The following is a 16,379-nucleotide window of genomic DNA, read 5'->3' as shown; positions in this document are numbered from 1 at the left end:
TCATTCAAAATGCTCTATCTTTTTTGTTTTACGCATGTCTTTGTCCCAAAACCGGTATCCACTTTTGGGAGACATGCTGTATCGCTCTCCGTTTGCCTGTCGGGCACGCTGCAATATTTTCACCGCTTCCAGCGTATAGACTGAACCGCACGACCAGCTGCGCGCAGGTACAGCCACATGCTGTGTTTTACGCCCCTGATCACTTACCAAAGCCTTCATAACCGGATGCCGGTAATTCTGATAGGCCAGTGCCGGTTTCTCATAAAATTCAGGCTCAATGATCATATCCGGCTTCAGGCGAATGAGATCTTCCAGCGATACGTGCCCTGCTGCCAGTCTGCTGTCACTGGTACCAAGATTGGTAATATCCAGCAGCTTCATAATCTCATCAGACAATGTTCCCACGCCGGAGGTGTAACCATTAGGCTCATAAAGCAGCGCGGATACCGGTTGAGTATTCTTCTGCAAAGACTCAAGCATCTGATCAATTTCAGCAATTTGTGCCTGTGCATTATCTTGCTGCCCTAGCACCTGCCCCATTTGCGTGATCTGCTGACGGATATCAGCAAAGCTCTGCGCATAGCCGAAACGCTCAATCCTGACACCTTCCCGCTCCAGAACTGCAAGCTTGTCCGGCGCTGTGTAGACCGAGGCCAAAACCAGATCGGGCTTCAGCGCCAATATTTCCTCAAGACCGGAACGGTTGAGATGATAATTTCCGGCCTGTTTTGCGACCGGCGAAGAAACCGGATCTGCCGCAATATGGCTGACCGAGACAATCTGAGACGGTTCAGCCAGAGATAGTGCCAGAATATCCGTACAAAGGTTGAGTGAAACCACCCGCTTTGACATTACCTGCGCTTGCACAGGTAAGATGCAGAAGCACAAAAGGCAGGCCGCGAGAACGGCCTGCCTTTTAGTAAAACTGATGAGGGCGGTTAAACGCACCATTCTCAGAAAGAGGCTTTCAAGCCGGCAAATGCGCCGCGACCCGGTGTATTATAGCCGTAGACTTCCTGATATTTTTTATCAAACAGGTTTTCGATACGGGCATAACCTTCAAGCTTATCTGTGAACTTATAGCTGCCGCCGATATTAACGACGGTATATTTGTCCAATGTCCGTAAACCGGTATCTTTCATTTCACCATTGAATACCGCTTCACCGAACAAGCGGGCACGATCCTCATAGAATGTATAAGCCACATTCACAGAACCGGAATGTCGCGGACGACGCACAGCTTCTGTCCCATCAGGATTGCGTGACGAAGTATAGGTATAAGCACCACCAGCTGTAAAACCATAAAATAAGTTCAATGTTGCTGCCAGTTCCACGCCGTGACGTTTGCTCTTACCATCAAGATTTTCCACCCCAGTTGGCGACCAACCAGTATAAATTGTTGAGATCTCCTCACGCAAATTTTGCTTGAAATAAGTAACATCCGTTACCAAAAGACCATCAAAGAAAGCATATTCCAGTCCAATGTCCCAGCCAAGACTCTTCTCTGGCTTCAAGTCGGGATTACCAACAAAACCTGCAGAAAAACCAAACTGCTCATAGAAAGTCGGATTGGTCACACCGGTACCGACCGAGCTGTGCAAACGAGCATTAGTATCAGGAATAGCCCATGCACCGCTCAGAGAGAAAGTTGTGGCATCGTCAAAATCTTTATTCACGTCATGGCGCAAACCAAGATTAACGAAGAATTGATCCGCAAACTCACCATTATATTCGCCAATAAAAGAATACATCGAGCGCTTGTGATGCTCAAACTGGGTCGGATCCATCCACGGATTGGACAGATCATTCTCCGTCGCCACCTGACGGAAACGCTCCTGCTGCCATTCCACGCCACCCGTGATTTTGTGATGAGCATCAGCAAAACTCGGCGTATCAAAAGCATAGGTCGCCTGATAAGAAGCCTTATAGCGACTACCCTTATTTTCGCTTATAGGTTGATGGGAAGTATATTCAAATTGTTTATCGCTACCACTGAAACGTAACTTCTGTGTCAACGCCTCATCTAGTGCTGTCCACGTCAAACCAATACTACCAAGAAGCTCATTCGTTTTAGAATAAGTATCCAAAGACTCTACTGGGTCCATCGGAAAAAATGAATTGTCCAAATCAGTGCGGTTCTTCACATAACGCAAAGTCGCGTCGAGTTTGGCTGTCTCCGACAGATCAATATTGACCTTACCATTCAGCGTCAGATTTTCATCGCCGTCTTTTTCATCGCCGATATTGGAAATGTTGAAACCCTTGGTGCGGCGGTATGAGGCGGCCAGCGCCATATCGAAATTTTCAGCGCCGCCCTGCAAAAGTACACCACCGAGCCATGAGTTCTGGCTGCCGGCTTCCGTTGTACCGCTGATTTTGAAACCATCGCGCTTGCCGCCTTTGGTGATAATATTCACCACACCGGCCAATGCATTCGAGCCCCAGAATGCGCTCTGAGGACCGCGCAGGATTTCAATCCGGTCAATATCTTCCGCCTGCAAAGCGCCGAAATCATAGGCATCACCGGAAGCGGCATTCATTTCAACGCCGTCAACCATCACCAGAAGATGGTTAGCTTCAGCACCGCGCACACGAATATTGGTCATGCCGCCTTTGGAGCCTGAGCGCGACACGGCAAAACCCGGCACCATGCGCAGCGCATCGGCCACATAACGCACCTGATTTTGCTCAAGCTGCTTGCCGGTAATCACAGTTACTGCACGGCCGGTCTTACCTTCTTCAATCGGCGTGCGTCCGGCTGTCACAAGGATTTCTTTAAGCTGTACCGGTTCCTGCTTTTTCTCTTGCGCCAGCGCATTGCCAAGGCTGAAAACTGTCAAAGCCGTTCCGAGTACCAAAATGGATTTTTTATGCTGCAACAAATTGCGTGTCATGCTGTCCCGCCATAGGTCAGACAATGCACGCTTTATCCGCATTACATTGCCCTGAATGATACAAACCGCATTTGAGACAGGCTGAATAAACAGTCACTTATCCGCATACGGCAACATTTTAACAATGTCACCGTCACGGACGTCCGCGCCTGCGCACCCCTCGTGCACGGGCTGGTGACCGGAAAAGGCAGGTCTCCTGACTTGCGGGTCATCACGAACGCTCCGCCTTCCCGTCCTCTCAGACAGTGGCTTACCGGAGGCCGCTCACCGTTACAGTTGCGGGGGCAGTCACGGATTGGCACCGTGTTCCCTTTTCATTTGTCTGAAACAATGCTGCCCAGACAAAACCTTTTCCATGTAAAGCGATAACAATGCACCGCTTCACGGTCAATTCTTAAGCAATTATGAACTGCGTTTTTCAAAGGGGCGTGATACTTGTGCCGCAGTTTCAAAATGATAGAGCATAATTCCTTAAACTTGGATCAGTTTAAGGTAAAATTATGCTCTAATTTTAAAGTGTTAGAGCGACCTTTGTGTGCCAAGTCTGGCACACGGCGCTCTAGACGCTTTAGCCGTTACAGCGCACGGATATCATCGTAAAGTTTCTGCGGAATTGTCACCGTGCCATTGGCCAGACTGCGTTCACGGGCTTCATAGCGGCGCTGTGACGGCAGACGTGCCCCCTGATCTGTAATCGCCGAGAACATTTTCTCCGCCCGCGCCATATGTTCCGCCATTGCTGCGCCGAGGAAACTCTCCGGATTCAAGGCAATCACGATTTCCCCGTGTTTCGGCGTTGCACCACGGCCATTATCCCACTCCTGAGATTCAAGGCTCAGCATATCACCGATCAGCGGCCCTGCCAGCAATTCGACCATGGCAGACAAAGCCGAACCTTTATAACCGCCGAATGTCAGCATCGCGCCTTGCAGTGCAGTCTCGGCATCGGTTGTCGGCTCACCATCTTTATCAACTGCCCAGCCCAATGGGATGGGCTTGCCTGCACGGCGATGCAGTTCAATCTCACCGCGTGCCGCAGCACTGGTAGCAAAGTCGAAAACAAACGGATATTTACCGGCGCGCGGCCAGCCGAAAGCGATCGGATTGGTACCGAACACACCGGTTTTACCACCGGCAGGTGCGACCCATGAATGGCTCGGCACCATTGTCAGCGAGACAAGACCATGTTCTGCCAGCATTTCCACTTCCGGCCACAGAGCCGAGAAATGCACACAATGATTGATCGCCATCGCGGCAATGCCGAGTTTACGGGTTTTCTCCACCAGCATCGGCAGGCCTTTTTCCAGCGCCAGCAAAGAATAACCGCCTTTGGCATCCACAGCGACAATACCGCCGGCACGGTCTTCCACTACCGGCTCCGCATCCAGCACAACAGCACCGGTTTTAATGGTCTGAGCACAGCTCAGTACCCGATAAAGCCCGTGTGAATCGCATTCATCACGCTGGCAGCTTTGCAACAAACGCGCATTGGCCTGCGCATGTTCTTCAGAAAGACCAAGTTTAATAAAGGTCTTTTCCGCAAGATTGTAAGCTTCATCCAGCGTGATGGTAATGGTGGCGGTCATGGCTGCGGTATCCTCCCTGCGTATAAAGCCTGCTTTAAAAGCAACCTAATATATCAGATACCTAGCCCAGCCATTACAAAACAGCAAGTTATTACCTTATGAAAATAAAAAACCCGCTCAGAGAGCGGGTTCTTCAAAGCTTAGATTTCAGCGGGAGAATTTACGATCGCCGCCTTCACGTGGCTTGCGCGGCCCTTTTGGCTTATCGCCGTAAGGCTTGCCTTCGCCACCTTTAAAGCGGGATTTGCCTTTCGGCGCGCCCCAGCCCGGCTTGTCATCACCACCGCGCTTGTCAAAGCGACGCTCACCACCGCGATCAGAACGCGGGCCACGGCTTTCCTGCTCAGGTGCGGTTGAAGTGCGGATCACCAGACCTTTTTCGCCGGTACCCTGTTCTTCAACAGTCGCAAAATATTCTTTGGCTTTTTCGCTGTTAATCTCGAAACGGGTTTCATTTTCGAGAATACGGATCGCACCGACATCACCCTTGGAAACCTGACCGGCTTTACAGATCAGCGGCAGAATCCATTTCGGATCGGCACGATGTTTGCGACCAGCCGACAGTGTAAACCATGCACCGCCATTGAAGGAGGAACGGTCTTCACGCGGAGCACGCTCGGAGCGTTCGCCACGTTCACCGCGCTCGCGTGCCGGTGCACCCAAGGCGCGTACCGGACCTTCAGAAACATCTTCCGGTGCCGGACGGCTTTCAATTTCACGACGGAGATAAGCGGCTGCGATCTGTTCAGGCGTATAACGCGCCTGCAATTCGCGCATCAGTTCCTGCATGTCTTCAGGAATCTCATCGCTGAGGCGTTCGTTGCTGAGGATAACCTCACGAACTTTTTCCTGAACCGCATTAATGGTCGGCGCTGCAATGCTCTTGGCATCCAGACGTGTCATCTGCAGCAGACGCTCAGCCGAACGGCGACGGGAGAAAGGAACCACCAGAATACAGGTGCCCTTACGACCGGCACGACCGGTACGACCGGAGCGGTGCAGCAATGTTTCACCATTATTCGGCAGATCGGCGTGAATAACCAGATCGAGATTTGGCAGATCAATACCGCGTGCAGCAACGTCAGTCGCTACGCAAACGCGGGCACGGCCATCGCGCATGGATTGCAGTGCATTGGTACGCTCAGCCTGAGACAATTCACCGGACAGCGCCACAACCGAGAAACCGCGATTGCTCAGACGGCTTGCCAGATGTTTCACGCCTTCACGGGTGGAAGCAAAGATAATAGTGTTGACATTATCATAATAGAGCAGCGTGTTGATGATCGCGTTTTCGCGCTCATGCGGCGGCACAATCATTGCCTGATAGGTAATATCAGCGTGTTTTTCATGGCTGGCGGTTGCAGTAATGCGCAATGCATCTTTCTGGAAACGCTTGGCAAGCAAAGCAATGGATTTGGAAACGGTTGCCGAGAACATCAGTGTGCGGCGGTCTTCCGGTGCTTCACCGAGGATGAATTCCAGATCTTCGCGGAAACCGAGATCAAGCATCTCATCGGCTTCATCAAGCACAACGGCACGCAGATCAGACATATTCAGCGCACGACGGGTGATATGATCGCGCAGACGACCCGGTGTACCAACGATAATATGTGCACCGCGTTCCAGATTGCGGCGTTCGGTACGGATATCCATACCACCAACGCAAGTGGTGATGCGGGCACCCGTTGGTGCGTAGAGCCATTCCAGCTCGCGGGCAACCTGCAAAGCCAGTTCGCGTGTCGGGGCAATAATCAGAGCCAATGGCGCACGCGGGGCTTCCAGACGATCGCCCTGTTCGAGCAGATCAGGCGCCATGGCAATACCAAAGGCAACAGTTTTACCGGAGCCGGTCTGAGCAGAAACCAGCAGATCGCGACCGTCATTGTCAGGCGTCAGCATAGCTTCCTGAACGGAGGTCAGTTCCTCATAGCCACGAGCTGTGAGCGCACCGGCAAGGGCAGGTGCAATAGTAGAAGGCAAGGTCATGAATGACTTTCAGCAATGGCTCACCCACGCATCAACTGGCCCCGACATTATTTGCCCTGAAGTTTCAGAAGCAAATGTCCCATCCCTGGCTTCATTCATGATGAAACGGCAAAAAGCCGTATACCATGCTTTCACACATCCGTGACCGGTAACGTAAATAAGCAAACAACAATAAGTGATGATGCTGCGCTACGTAAAGGCGAATGACATTGAGGTCAACCTGCAACGGGCGATTGTTACAATCTATTCCGCACAGAAGACCAGTCTTTCGCTTTTTAAGGCGCTTATGTTGCAAAACCGAAGTTCTGCAACATGTTCTGGTGCCTCTTACTGCATTAACTGCATAAGATCAATGCGCTTCATCCCAGTTTTGCGCGGCTCTAGCATCAACCTGTAACGGCACAGCCATCGAAACAGCCGGCATTGCCGCATTGACCATCACCTCACGCACCACTTCAATGGTCGCGTCAACCTGTGCGTCATCAACCTCGAAGATCAGTTCGTCATGCACCTGCAACAGCATTTGCGCATCGAGCTTCGCATCTGCCAGTGCCGGTTCCATGCGGATCATCGCACGGCGGATAATATCTGCCGCCGAACCCTGAATAGGCGCATTAATCGCCGCCCGTTCATTAAACGCACGCACCTGCGGATTGCTGGCTTTGATCTCCGGATAATGAATACGGCGGCCGAAAATAGTTTCGACATAGCCTTGTTCACGCGCAGCAGCCTTGGTTGTTTCCATATAATCCTTGATACCGGGGAAACGCTCAAAATAGGTACGGATATAGGAACTTGCCTCTTCACGCGGGATCGACAGCTGATTGGCAAGACCAAAGGCCGAAATGCCGTAAATAATACCGAAATTAATCGCTTTAGCACGGCGGCGTACTTCTGACGGCATGCCCTCTACCGGTACGCCGAACATTTCAGAGGCTGTCATCGCGTGAATGTCGATACCGTCATCAAAGGCTTTTTTCAGCTGCGCAATATCCGCCACATGCGCGAGTACACGCAGTTCAATCTGACTATAGTCGGCAGAGATCAGCTTTTTACCCTGCGGCGCCACAAAGGCGGTGCGGATTTTGCGACCTTCAGCGGTGCGCACCGGAATATTCTGCAGGTTCGGTTCTGACGAAGACAGACGCCCTGTCGTCGTTACCGCCATAGAATAAGATGTATGCACCCGCTTTGTTTCAGAGTGAATATAACCGGGCAATGCATCCGTATAGGTGGATTTGAGCTTGGTAAGCTGGCGCCAGTCCACAATCTTGCGCGGCAGCTCATGGCCTTCCGCCGCCAGATCTTCCAGCACCTGCGCAGATGTCGACCACTGGCCGGTCTTGGTTTTTGAACCACCCGGCAGGCCGAGTTTGCCAAACAGAATATCGCCGAGCTGCTTCGGTGAGCCGATATTCATTTTTTCACCGGCAAGCGTATAAATCTCGTCTTCAATAGCCGCAGCCGATTGCGCCAGCTCGCCGGAAAGGCGTGAGAGAATTTGGCGGTCAACGCTGACACCGCGCTCTTCCATCCGTGACAGCACTTCAACCAGCGGGCGTTCCAGCCGCTCATAAACCGACGCCATGCCATCGGCCGCCAGACGCGGTTTCAGCACCTGCCACAGGCGCAATGTGACATCGGCATCCTCCGCACCATAGGCGATGGCGCGATCAATCGGCACCATGTCAAAAGTCACGGCCGATTTTCCGGTACCCGCTACTTCCTTATAAGGGATTGTTGTGTGCCCAAGCCAGCGTTCTGCCAGCACATCCATGCCATGGGTGCCGGTACCGGCATCCAGCGCATAGGACAGCAGCATCGTGTCGTCAAAACGCGCAATATTAATGCCGAGACGATGCATGACCAGCCAGTCATATTTCATATTCTGGGCAATGATCAGCACTGACGGGTCTTCCAGCAGCCGCTTTAATTCTGCAAGGGCTGCATTCAGCGGAATTTGCCCTTCAATCAGCCCGCCGCCGAGCAGATCACCCTGACCGGATTTATGCGTCAGCGGCACGTAACAGGCTTTGCCTGCCGCCAAGGCCAGCGAGAAACCGACCAGCTCGGCCTGCATCGGATCAAGCGAGGTTGTCTCGGTGTCAAAAGCCACAAAACCCTGCTCAACGGCCTGATCGACCCAGTCTTTCAGCACCGCAATATCGGTAATGCCAACATAAGCAGAATGATCGATCTTGTCAGAAGTGCCTTGCGCTTTGCGGGCTTCCACCAGAGCCTGCGGCCGCATCAGCTGGCCGTTGTTTTCTGCACTTATAGTCGCGGCTACTTTTTCCGGTGCGGAAGTTTCAACAACATCTGTGCCACGATCAAGATCAGGGCCGCGTGCTTCCGCACCCCATTCTGTCTCCACAGTAATCGGCTCAATCTCGGCCGCAACCGTATCTGTGGCCTCTGCCACACGGCGGGTCAGCGTGGTCAGTTCCATCGCCTTCAGAAAGCCGATCAGCTTCGGCCCGTCCTGAGGTTCCAGCATCAGACCATCGAGATCAATCTCCAGCGGCACATCATTCTTCAATGTCACCAACTGACGCGAAATACGGGTCTGATCCGCAAAAGCGATAATATTCTCGCGGCGTTTATTCTGTTTAATCTCGGAAGCACGGGCAAGCAGCGTATCCAGATCGCCGAATTCTTCCAGCAATTGCGCGGCAGTTTTGGGCCCGATGCCCGGAATGCCCGGCACATTATCGGTTGAATCGCCGGTCAGTGATTGCAGGTCGATCATCTTCTCCGGCGGCACGCCCCATTTTTCAATCACCTCAGGGATTGAAATCTGCTTGTCCTTCATGCCGTCATACATCGAGACTTGTTCGGTCACGAGCTGCATCAGGTCTTTATCGGATGAGATGATCGTGACTGTCGCACCGGCCTCTTCGGCAAGTCGGGCATAGGTGGCGATAATATCATCGGCCTCATAGCCTTCCTTTTCGATGCAAGGCAGGTTGAAAGCATGAGTGGCCTGACGGATCAGGCCGAATTGCGGGATCAGATCTTCCGGCGGGGCAGTACGGTTAGCTTTATATTCCGGATAGATTTCCTTACGGAAAGTCTGTGACGAATAATCGAAGATAACCGCAAAATGGGTCGGCACCACGCCGACATCCGTATTGCGCGCATCTTTCAGGAGCTTCCACAGCATGTTGCAGAAACCGGACACTGCACCAACCGGCAAACCGTCTGATTTGCGGGTGAGTGGCGGCAAGGCGTGATATGCGCGGAAAATATAGCCGGAGCCGTCGACGAGGAAGAGATGATCACCTTTTTTCATGGTAAAAGATGTAAAGCATAAGCGCGAAAAAAGAAATCACGCCATATCGCTCGTCACGAAATAATCCTCGCTTATCTTCCACCCTGTCCGGCACCCTATAAGCAATAACTTTTTTGTGACTGACACGCCGCGTTTCAGCCCTTGTATTGCCACTTTTTCTGGCCACATTAGCCCTATCGACAACATTGTCGGTTTCCGTTTTTCGGCATGTCCCCCGCCGGAAAACCGGGGTGGTAGCCTCCCCCCCCTCTGGCTGCCACCATTTATTACAAGCCGTTACGGTTCCCCTCACCGTAACGGCTTTTGCTTTTCCGGTTAAAGACAACAACTGCCATTTATTGTTGCGCATTGTGCTTACGCAAAAGCCGTTCCCACTTTTACAGCAAATGCCCGACATCATCCCTGTACAGTCTCCGGCCATTTACGCTAAAACCGTCCGGACTTTAAAAACACATTCATGCTTTGCGAGTCGAAGCATGCTTTTTCATGAGGGTAACATGTCAGCACTTGAACCTGTTCTTCAGCACCTCGATCAGAACCTCGACCACAGTGTCGATCATCTGTTTGATCTTCTGCGCATTAAATCCATTTCCACAGATCCGGCTTTTAAAGCCGATTGCCGCAAAGCTGCGGAATGGCTGGTAGAAGATCTGAAAAGCATTGGTTTTGATGCAAGTGTGCGCGACACACCGGGTCACCCGATGGTTGTTGCCCATCATGAAGGTGCAACGGCAGATGCCCCGCATGTGCTGTTTTACGGCCATTACGATGTGCAGCCGGTTGACCCGCTGAATCTCTGGGAAAATGATCCGTTTGATCCTGCGGTTAAAGAAGTTGAAGCCGGTCGTAAAATCCTGACCGGTCGCGGCACATCCGATGACAAAGGTCAGCTGATGACTTTTGTCGAAGCTTGCCGCGCTTATAAAGCCGTACATGGCCAGTTGCCGGTCAAAGTGACCATCCTGTTTGAAGGTGAAGAAGAATCCGGCTCACCATCGCTCAAGCCATTCCTCGACAGCCACAAGGAAGAACTCAAAGCCGATGTGGCTCTGGTGTGTGACACCTCGATGTGGAACCGTGACACACCGGCAATCTGCGTTGGCCTGCGCGGGCTGGTTGGTGAACAGATCACCATTAAAGCCGCTGACCGCGATCTGCATTCCGGTTTCTTCGGTGGCGCTGCCGCCAACCCGCTGCATGTGCTGTCAAAAATTCTCGCTGACCTACATGATGAAACCGGTCGCGTGACCGTAGAGGATTTCTATGAAGGTGTAGAAGAAACACCGAGCCAGATTTTGAAGTCCTGGGAAGGTCTTGGCCGTACCCCTGAAAACTTCCTCGGCCCTATCGGTCTTTCCGTACCATCTGGCGAGCAGGGTCGCAGTGTTCTGGAACAGACATGGGCGCGCCCGACTGCCGAAGTCAACGGCATGATCGGCGGCTATACCGGTGAAGGCTTCAAGACTGTTATCGCCGCAGAAGCATCGGCCAAAGTCTCCTTCCGCCTCGTACATAAGCAGGATCCGGATAAAGTCCGCGCCAATTTCCGCAAATTTGTTGAGGCCCGTCTGCCTGCCGATTGCCGCGTGGAATTCCACCCGCATGGCGGTTCACCGGCTATCCAGCTTTCCTATGATTCACCGCTGGTGACACAGGCCAAACAGGCTTTGTCTGACGAATGGCCGAACCCTGCGGTGCTGATTGCTATGGGCGGTTCTATTCCGATTGTCGGTGACTTCGACAAATTCCTCGGCATGGACTCCCTGCTGGTCGGTTTCGGCCTTGAGGATGACCGCATCCATTCTCCGAATGAAAAATACGAGCTGTCCTCCTTCCATAAAGGGCAGCGCTCATGGGCTAGAATTTTGGCGGCACTTGCCGCCAAGTGAGGCCAGAATTTTGGCGGCAAGTGCCACCGAGGGGCGCGCATTCTCGCCGCACTTTCAAAGAAATAAGATAACGGAACTTTCAATGACAACTATCCGCGTTCATAAAAACGACCTGCCTGATCTTGATAATTATCAGGTGGATTCCGTCGCTATTGATACGGAAACGCTGGGGCTCAATCCTCTGCGTGACCGTCTGTGTGTCGTACAGATTTCACCGGGTGACGGCACCGCGGATATTATCCAGATCGAAAAGGGGCTGAAAAAAGCCCCTAATCTGGTCAAACTGCTCAAAGACCGTTCGATCACTAAAATCTTCCATTTCGGCCGTTTCGATCTGGCAGTGCTGGCGCATACATTCGGCACCATGCCGCAGCCGGTTTTCTGCACCAAGATCGCCTCTAAACTGACCCGCACCTATACGGATCGCCACGGCCTGAAAGAAATCTGCTCGGAGCTTCTGGAAGTTTCCATTTCCAAGCAGCAACAGTCTTCTGACTGGGCAGCAGAAACCCTGTCTCAGGCGCAGCTTGAATATGCAGCGTCCGATGTTCTCTATCTGCATCGTCTGAAAAAAGTTCTGGAATATCGTCTGCAACGCGATGGTCGTGAGAAACAGGCTGAAGCCTGCTTTAAATTCCTGCCAACCCGTGCAGAGCTTGATCTGATGGGCTGGGACGAGCAGGACATTTTCGCCCACGCTTAAAGAATTAAAGCCCGCGATATTCGCGGGCTTTTTTATTATATGCCTTACGCTCGCACCGGAACAGTCCCGCTGCGATCAATGATAGCCCATTGCGGCCGTGCAAACAGGAAACGGCCGTAGCCGGTTTTCTCAATCAGCACATAGAGAATAACCGGCAGGATCACGCCCATCATCATGGTCAGCAGCGAAATCGTGCCGACATCGGTGATAATGTCTGTTTTAAGCATAACTGTGCGGGTAACCGCCATCGGCAGGAAGAATGCCAGATAAACAACGATGGAATGCGCGCCCAGATAGCTAAGCACCCGATGCACAATATTTGCTGAACTTAAACAGGCGAGCAGCGATGATACGCTGATAATCGCCAGCGCGCCGAGGAAGCCGAGGAACAGCGAGACCAGCGGCAATTCGCTATAGCCGCCCAGACCGCCTGCCTGCCATGCCTGTCCGCTCAACAGCGACTGGCCGAATTCCGGTACAGGTGTGAACACCATCTGATATTCGACAAAAGCCCAGAGCAGCAGGCCGGTTACGGCAATCATTTTGTTGCGCGCTACCCATTCAGCCATACGGAAAATCTGCGGTGCCAGTGCATAACCGGCATAGAAATAGACAAAGCGTGAGCAGAATTCGTCAATCATGATCCAGCCGGTATGGATCGGCAGGATTTCCAGAATGGCCAGCATAGTCAATACCAGCCAATGCGGCACGTCACGCATGAAACGTGTCGCCAGAAAGAAAAACGGCAGAATATAAATAAACCACAACGTGCCAAAAGGCTCGATAAAGGCCATCAAATAAGCACCGACGACACCGGAAACACCGCCCTCGGCCATGATGCCCGGTGCTTTAAAAACAAACTGAATGGTCAGCCACAGCACGTAGAAATACAGGAAATGCACGACTTTACGGTCGAGATAGCGTAGCCACGGCCGGTCGATCACCGCACTCAAAAACAGGCCGGAGATCAGAAAGAAATCCGGCATACGGAACGGTTTGGCAAAGGCGACAACATAATGCATCCAGCCGGTCTGACCGGCGGCCTCTTCCACACCCAGCGTTGAATGCATCATCACAACAAAAATGATGCATATCCCTTTGGCGATATCGACCCAGTCAATCCGTTGTATCACGCTATACCTATCTGAACCAGTTTAACCTGTTTTCTATAATGAAATATCACAAAAGCTGAATAGTATTTTCGTGTGCAGCCTGCATTAAATGAGCTGGAGCATTTCCAGTTTTAATCAGAATATCAGAATGCTTTGTCCATTTGCTATTACGCGCATCTTTCACCGAAAACCGCTGCACGTTTTTCGGTATGTGCTCTTAAGTACATTCTTGAATACAAAGCATAATTTCAAAGCCCTGATGACAGCATTATACTGTTAGCAAAACTTTACTGCTCTTTAAACTGCCTCAATTACGGTGCAAAGCACAGCTATTCAATTTTTTAAGCAGGTTTACCAACGCATATGGCTTCCAGAGATTCAAAAGACCGACGCATAGAACCGTCCTTCGGAAAGCCAGAGACGCCTGCCAATAAAGATGAAATGCGCATTGATGAGAGTGACCGTGTGAATGGCAGCGCATCCAAAAAACGTGCATCACGCCCTGAACGCGCTTCCCGAAAATCAAAAAAACAAGAGCAAGCTTCCGGCTCTTTCCGCTGGTTGCGTCGTCTGTTCTACTGGTCATTTGTCCTGATGCTGTGGGGCGGTATCGCCCTTGCCGGTGTGGTGATTTATATCGCTGCCAAAATGCCGCCGACCAGCGACTGGGCTATTCCTGACCGTCCGCCGAATGTCAAAATCCTTGATGTGAACGGCAAGCTGATTGCCAATCGCGGCACGACCGGTGGTGAGGCTATCGGCTTGCGGGAAATGTCGCCTTTCATTCCGCAGGCAGTCATCGCCATCGAAGACCGGCGTTTCTATTCCCATTACGGTGTTGATCCGATTGGTCTCGGCCGTGCCGTCTTTACCAATATTACCAAAGGTCGTGCAGTACAGGGCGGCTCTACCATCACCCAGCAGCTGGCCAAGAACCTGTTTCTTTCACCGGACAGAACGCTGGAACGTAAGGTGCAGGAAGTGATGCTCGCTTTGTGGCTGGAGCATACTTACACCAAAGACCAGATTCTGGAGATGTATCTCAACCGTGTTTATCTCGGCTCCGGTGCCTATGGCGTGGATGCCGCCTCACGGCGCTATTTTGATAAATCTGCCAAGGATGTGAACCTCACCGAAGCCGCCACACTGGCAGGTCTGCTGAAAGCACCGTCACGCCTCTCGCCTGCCCGCGACCCGAAAGCTGCCAATGACCGCGCCAAGCTGGTGCTGGCAGCGATGCGGGATCAGGGGATGATCGGCCTCAAAGAACAGGCCATTGCCGAAAGCGAACCGCCGACACGTGCAGCTGCTTACTGGTCAGGGTCTGAAAATTATGTTGCAGATGCCGTATTGTCGGAACTGCCGAAGCTGATCGGTGAAACCAAAAGCGACGTAACCATTCATACCACTGTTGATCTGGATTTGCAGAAGGTTGGTGAAGAGGCCATTCGTGATCTGATTTCGCAGAACGGCAAGAAAATGGATGTCAGTCAGGGCGCCCTCGTCTCCATTGACGGCACCGGTGCGGTGCGTGCGATGATCGGCGGCTATGACTATGCCAACAGCCAGTTTGACCGCGCGTCGGAAGCCCGCCGTCAACCTGGCTCTACTTTCAAACCGTTTGTCTATCTGACAGCACTGGAACAAGGACGCACACCGGATTCCATCCGCAATGACGCGCCGGTGCGCATCGGCAAATGGACACCAAGCAATTATAACGGCAAATATTTCGGCGAAGTAACGCTGGCAACAGCTCTGTCCCATTCGCTCAATTCGGTTGCTGCGCAGCTGGTGATGGAAGTCGGCCCGCAGGCCGTGGTCGATACTGCCCATCGTTTCGGTATTCAGTCTGCCCTCACCACCAATGCCTCACTGGCACTCGGCACATCGGAAGTGACGCTGATGGAGCTGACGGATGCTTTTGTGCCTTTTGCCAATGGCGGTTATCGCGCACCGGTACATATGATTACCAAAATCACCGGTAATGATGACAAGGTACTCTATGAATATCCGGCTGAACAACAGCAACGGATTATTACCGAGCAGGTGCTGGGTATGATGAATGCCATGCTGCGCCGCACAGTTGAAGACGGCACGGCAAAACGCGCCAAATTCGGCAACTGGCCGGCTGCGGGTAAAACCGGCACCAGCCAGAGCTCGCGTGATGCGTGGTTTATCGGCTATACGGCCAATCTGACCACCGGCGTGTGGTTCGGTAATGATGACGGCAAACCGACCAAGAAAGTCACCGGTGGCGGCCTGCCTGCAATGGCATGGAAAACCTTCATGACTGCCGCCCATAAAGGTGTGCCGGTTGCTGATTTGCCGAGCACTTATGAAATTCAGAATGTGCTGCCGGGTGGTAGCGACGAGCTGCCGGATGCAACGGCCAGTATAGGCCAGCAGCCGCCTGCATCAGGCAATAGCGGTTATCCTGCCTTGCCGGAAAATGATGAGACTTACTGGCCACCAGCCCCCGGTGCACCGCGCCAGCCTGACGGTGCGCAATTGCCGTCTCAGCAAAATCAGCCTGCGCAACCGCCGATCTCCGTACAGGAAAACCCTGCACCGGTTGGAAATACAGCGCCGCCGGTTCAGGATAATTCAGGCTATCCGACACCTCTGCCTGACAATTCCGGCTATCCGGTACAGGCACCGCAGGGCAATAATGCACCGCCGCCGGTGGCCGGAGATCCGGCCTATGACGGCCCGCGCCCGCAAGGTGATGTCGGCGGACAGCCGGTGCGCAAAAACACCACGCTGCTAGATGTAATTATGGGTAACGGGGAATAATCAGAGCGGTTCCAGTTAAGAATGAATCGTAGGAACCGCTCTGTCTATTTGTTTTTACGCATGTGCCTCACGCATCGCAGCAGGAAAAGAAATCAGTCCTGCGAACTGATTTCCCTGCGGAGGC

At 52.4% G+C, this 16,379-nt stretch carries 9 protein-coding genes and 1 riboswitch; of the genes, 3 read left to right on the top strand and 6 right to left on the bottom strand.

From position 1 onward, the window contains the following. The 5 genes from LDL70_RS00525 to polA form a co-directional block, all read right to left on the bottom strand. Complete coding sequence (locus tag LDL70_RS00525) at nt 1–852, bottom strand: ABC transporter substrate-binding protein (protein ID WP_225685909.1); 852 nt, start codon at nt 850–852, stop codon at nt 1–3. 101 nt (nt 853–953) lie between these two features. After that, nucleotides 954–2,894, bottom strand: a complete 1,941-nt coding sequence (locus LDL70_RS00520; RefSeq protein ID WP_225685907.1) for a TonB-dependent receptor — start codon at nt 2,892–2,894, stop codon at nt 954–956. Between the two features lie 168 nt (nt 2,895–3,062). Further along, a riboswitch (cobalamin riboswitch) is annotated at nt 3,063–3,261 on the bottom strand. Nucleotides 3,262–3,469: 208 nt separating this feature from the next. Further along, nucleotides 3,470–4,480, bottom strand: coding sequence for an Ldh family oxidoreductase (locus LDL70_RS00515; RefSeq protein WP_225685899.1), 1,011 nt, complete (start codon nt 4,478–4,480; stop codon nt 3,470–3,472). A gap of 147 nt (nt 4,481–4,627) precedes the next feature. After that, a complete protein-coding gene (locus LDL70_RS00510) occupies nt 4,628–6,466 on the bottom strand; it encodes a DEAD/DEAH box helicase (RefSeq protein ID WP_225685897.1) in 1,839 nt (612 codons plus the stop codon). Nucleotides 6,467–6,815: 349 nt separating this feature from the next. Continuing rightward, on the bottom strand, nt 6,816–9,758 hold the full coding sequence (polA, locus tag LDL70_RS00505) for a DNA polymerase I (protein ID WP_225685895.1): 2,943 nt from the start codon (nt 9,756–9,758) through the stop codon (nt 6,816–6,818). Nucleotides 9,759–10,255: 497 nt separating this feature from the next. Here polA and LDL70_RS00500 point away from each other — a divergent pair, with 497 nt between their 5' ends. Together LDL70_RS00500 and LDL70_RS00495 are read left to right on the top strand one after the other, a co-directional pair. Then, nucleotides 10,256–11,647, top strand: a complete 1,392-nt coding sequence (locus LDL70_RS00500; RefSeq protein ID WP_225685893.1) for a dipeptidase — start codon at nt 10,256–10,258, stop codon at nt 11,645–11,647. Between the two features lie 82 nt (nt 11,648–11,729). After that, nucleotides 11,730–12,350 (top strand): ribonuclease D, encoded by a 621-nt coding sequence (locus LDL70_RS00495; protein ID WP_225685891.1) that lies wholly within the window; start codon nt 11,730–11,732, stop codon nt 12,348–12,350. A gap of 44 nt (nt 12,351–12,394) precedes the next feature. Here the strand turns inward: LDL70_RS00495 and LDL70_RS00490 are convergent, their stop codons facing one another. Beyond that, nucleotides 12,395–13,423: an acyltransferase family protein gene (locus tag LDL70_RS00490; protein ID WP_370637795.1), complete on the bottom strand. Its 1,029-nt coding sequence runs from the start codon at nt 13,421–13,423 to the stop codon at nt 12,395–12,397. A 402-nt stretch (nt 13,424–13,825) separates the two neighbouring features. Between LDL70_RS00490 and LDL70_RS00485 the strand changes: the two genes are divergently transcribed. Continuing rightward, nucleotides 13,826–16,255 carry a PBP1A family penicillin-binding protein gene (locus tag LDL70_RS00485; protein ID WP_370637725.1) on the top strand — a complete coding sequence of 810 codons (2,430 nt, stop codon included), beginning with the start codon at nt 13,826–13,828 and terminating at the stop codon, nt 16,253–16,255. Nucleotides 16,256–16,379 lie beyond the last annotated feature (124 nt).

The organism is Pseudochrobactrum sp. XF203, from assembly GCF_020341615.1.
GTDB classification, from domain to species: Bacteria; Pseudomonadota; Alphaproteobacteria; order Rhizobiales; family Rhizobiaceae; genus Pseudochrobactrum; species Pseudochrobactrum saccharolyticum.
This window is presented reverse-complemented; position numbering and strand designations above follow the sequence as displayed.

Excerpts from the sequence above, each read along its gene's own strand:
- LDL70_RS00525 (WP_225685909.1), bottom strand. The coding sequence starts at position 852 with ATGTCAAAGCGGGTGGTTTCACTCAACCTTTGTACGGATATTCTGGCA.
- LDL70_RS00520 (WP_225685907.1), bottom strand. The coding sequence starts at position 2,894 with ATGACACGCAATTTGTTGCAGCATAAAAAATCCATTTTGGTACTCGGA.
- LDL70_RS00515 (WP_225685899.1), bottom strand. The coding sequence starts at position 4,480 with ATGACCGCCACCATTACCATCACGCTGGATGAAGCTTACAATCTTGCG.
- LDL70_RS00510 (WP_225685897.1), bottom strand. The coding sequence starts at position 6,466 with ATGACCTTGCCTTCTACTATTGCACCTGCCCTTGCCGGTGCGCTCACA.
- polA (WP_225685895.1), bottom strand. The coding sequence starts at position 9,758 with ATGAAAAAAGGTGATCATCTCTTCCTCGTCGACGGCTCCGGCTATATT.
- LDL70_RS00500 (WP_225685893.1), top strand. The coding sequence starts at position 10,256 with ATGTCAGCACTTGAACCTGTTCTTCAGCACCTCGATCAGAACCTCGAC.
- LDL70_RS00495 (WP_225685891.1), top strand. The coding sequence starts at position 11,730 with ATGACAACTATCCGCGTTCATAAAAACGACCTGCCTGATCTTGATAAT.
- LDL70_RS00490 (WP_370637795.1), bottom strand. The coding sequence starts at position 13,423 with ATGATGCATTCAACGCTGGGTGTGGAAGAGGCCGCCGGTCAGACCGGC.
- LDL70_RS00485 (WP_370637725.1), top strand. The coding sequence starts at position 13,826 with ATGGCTTCCAGAGATTCAAAAGACCGACGCATAGAACCGTCCTTCGGA.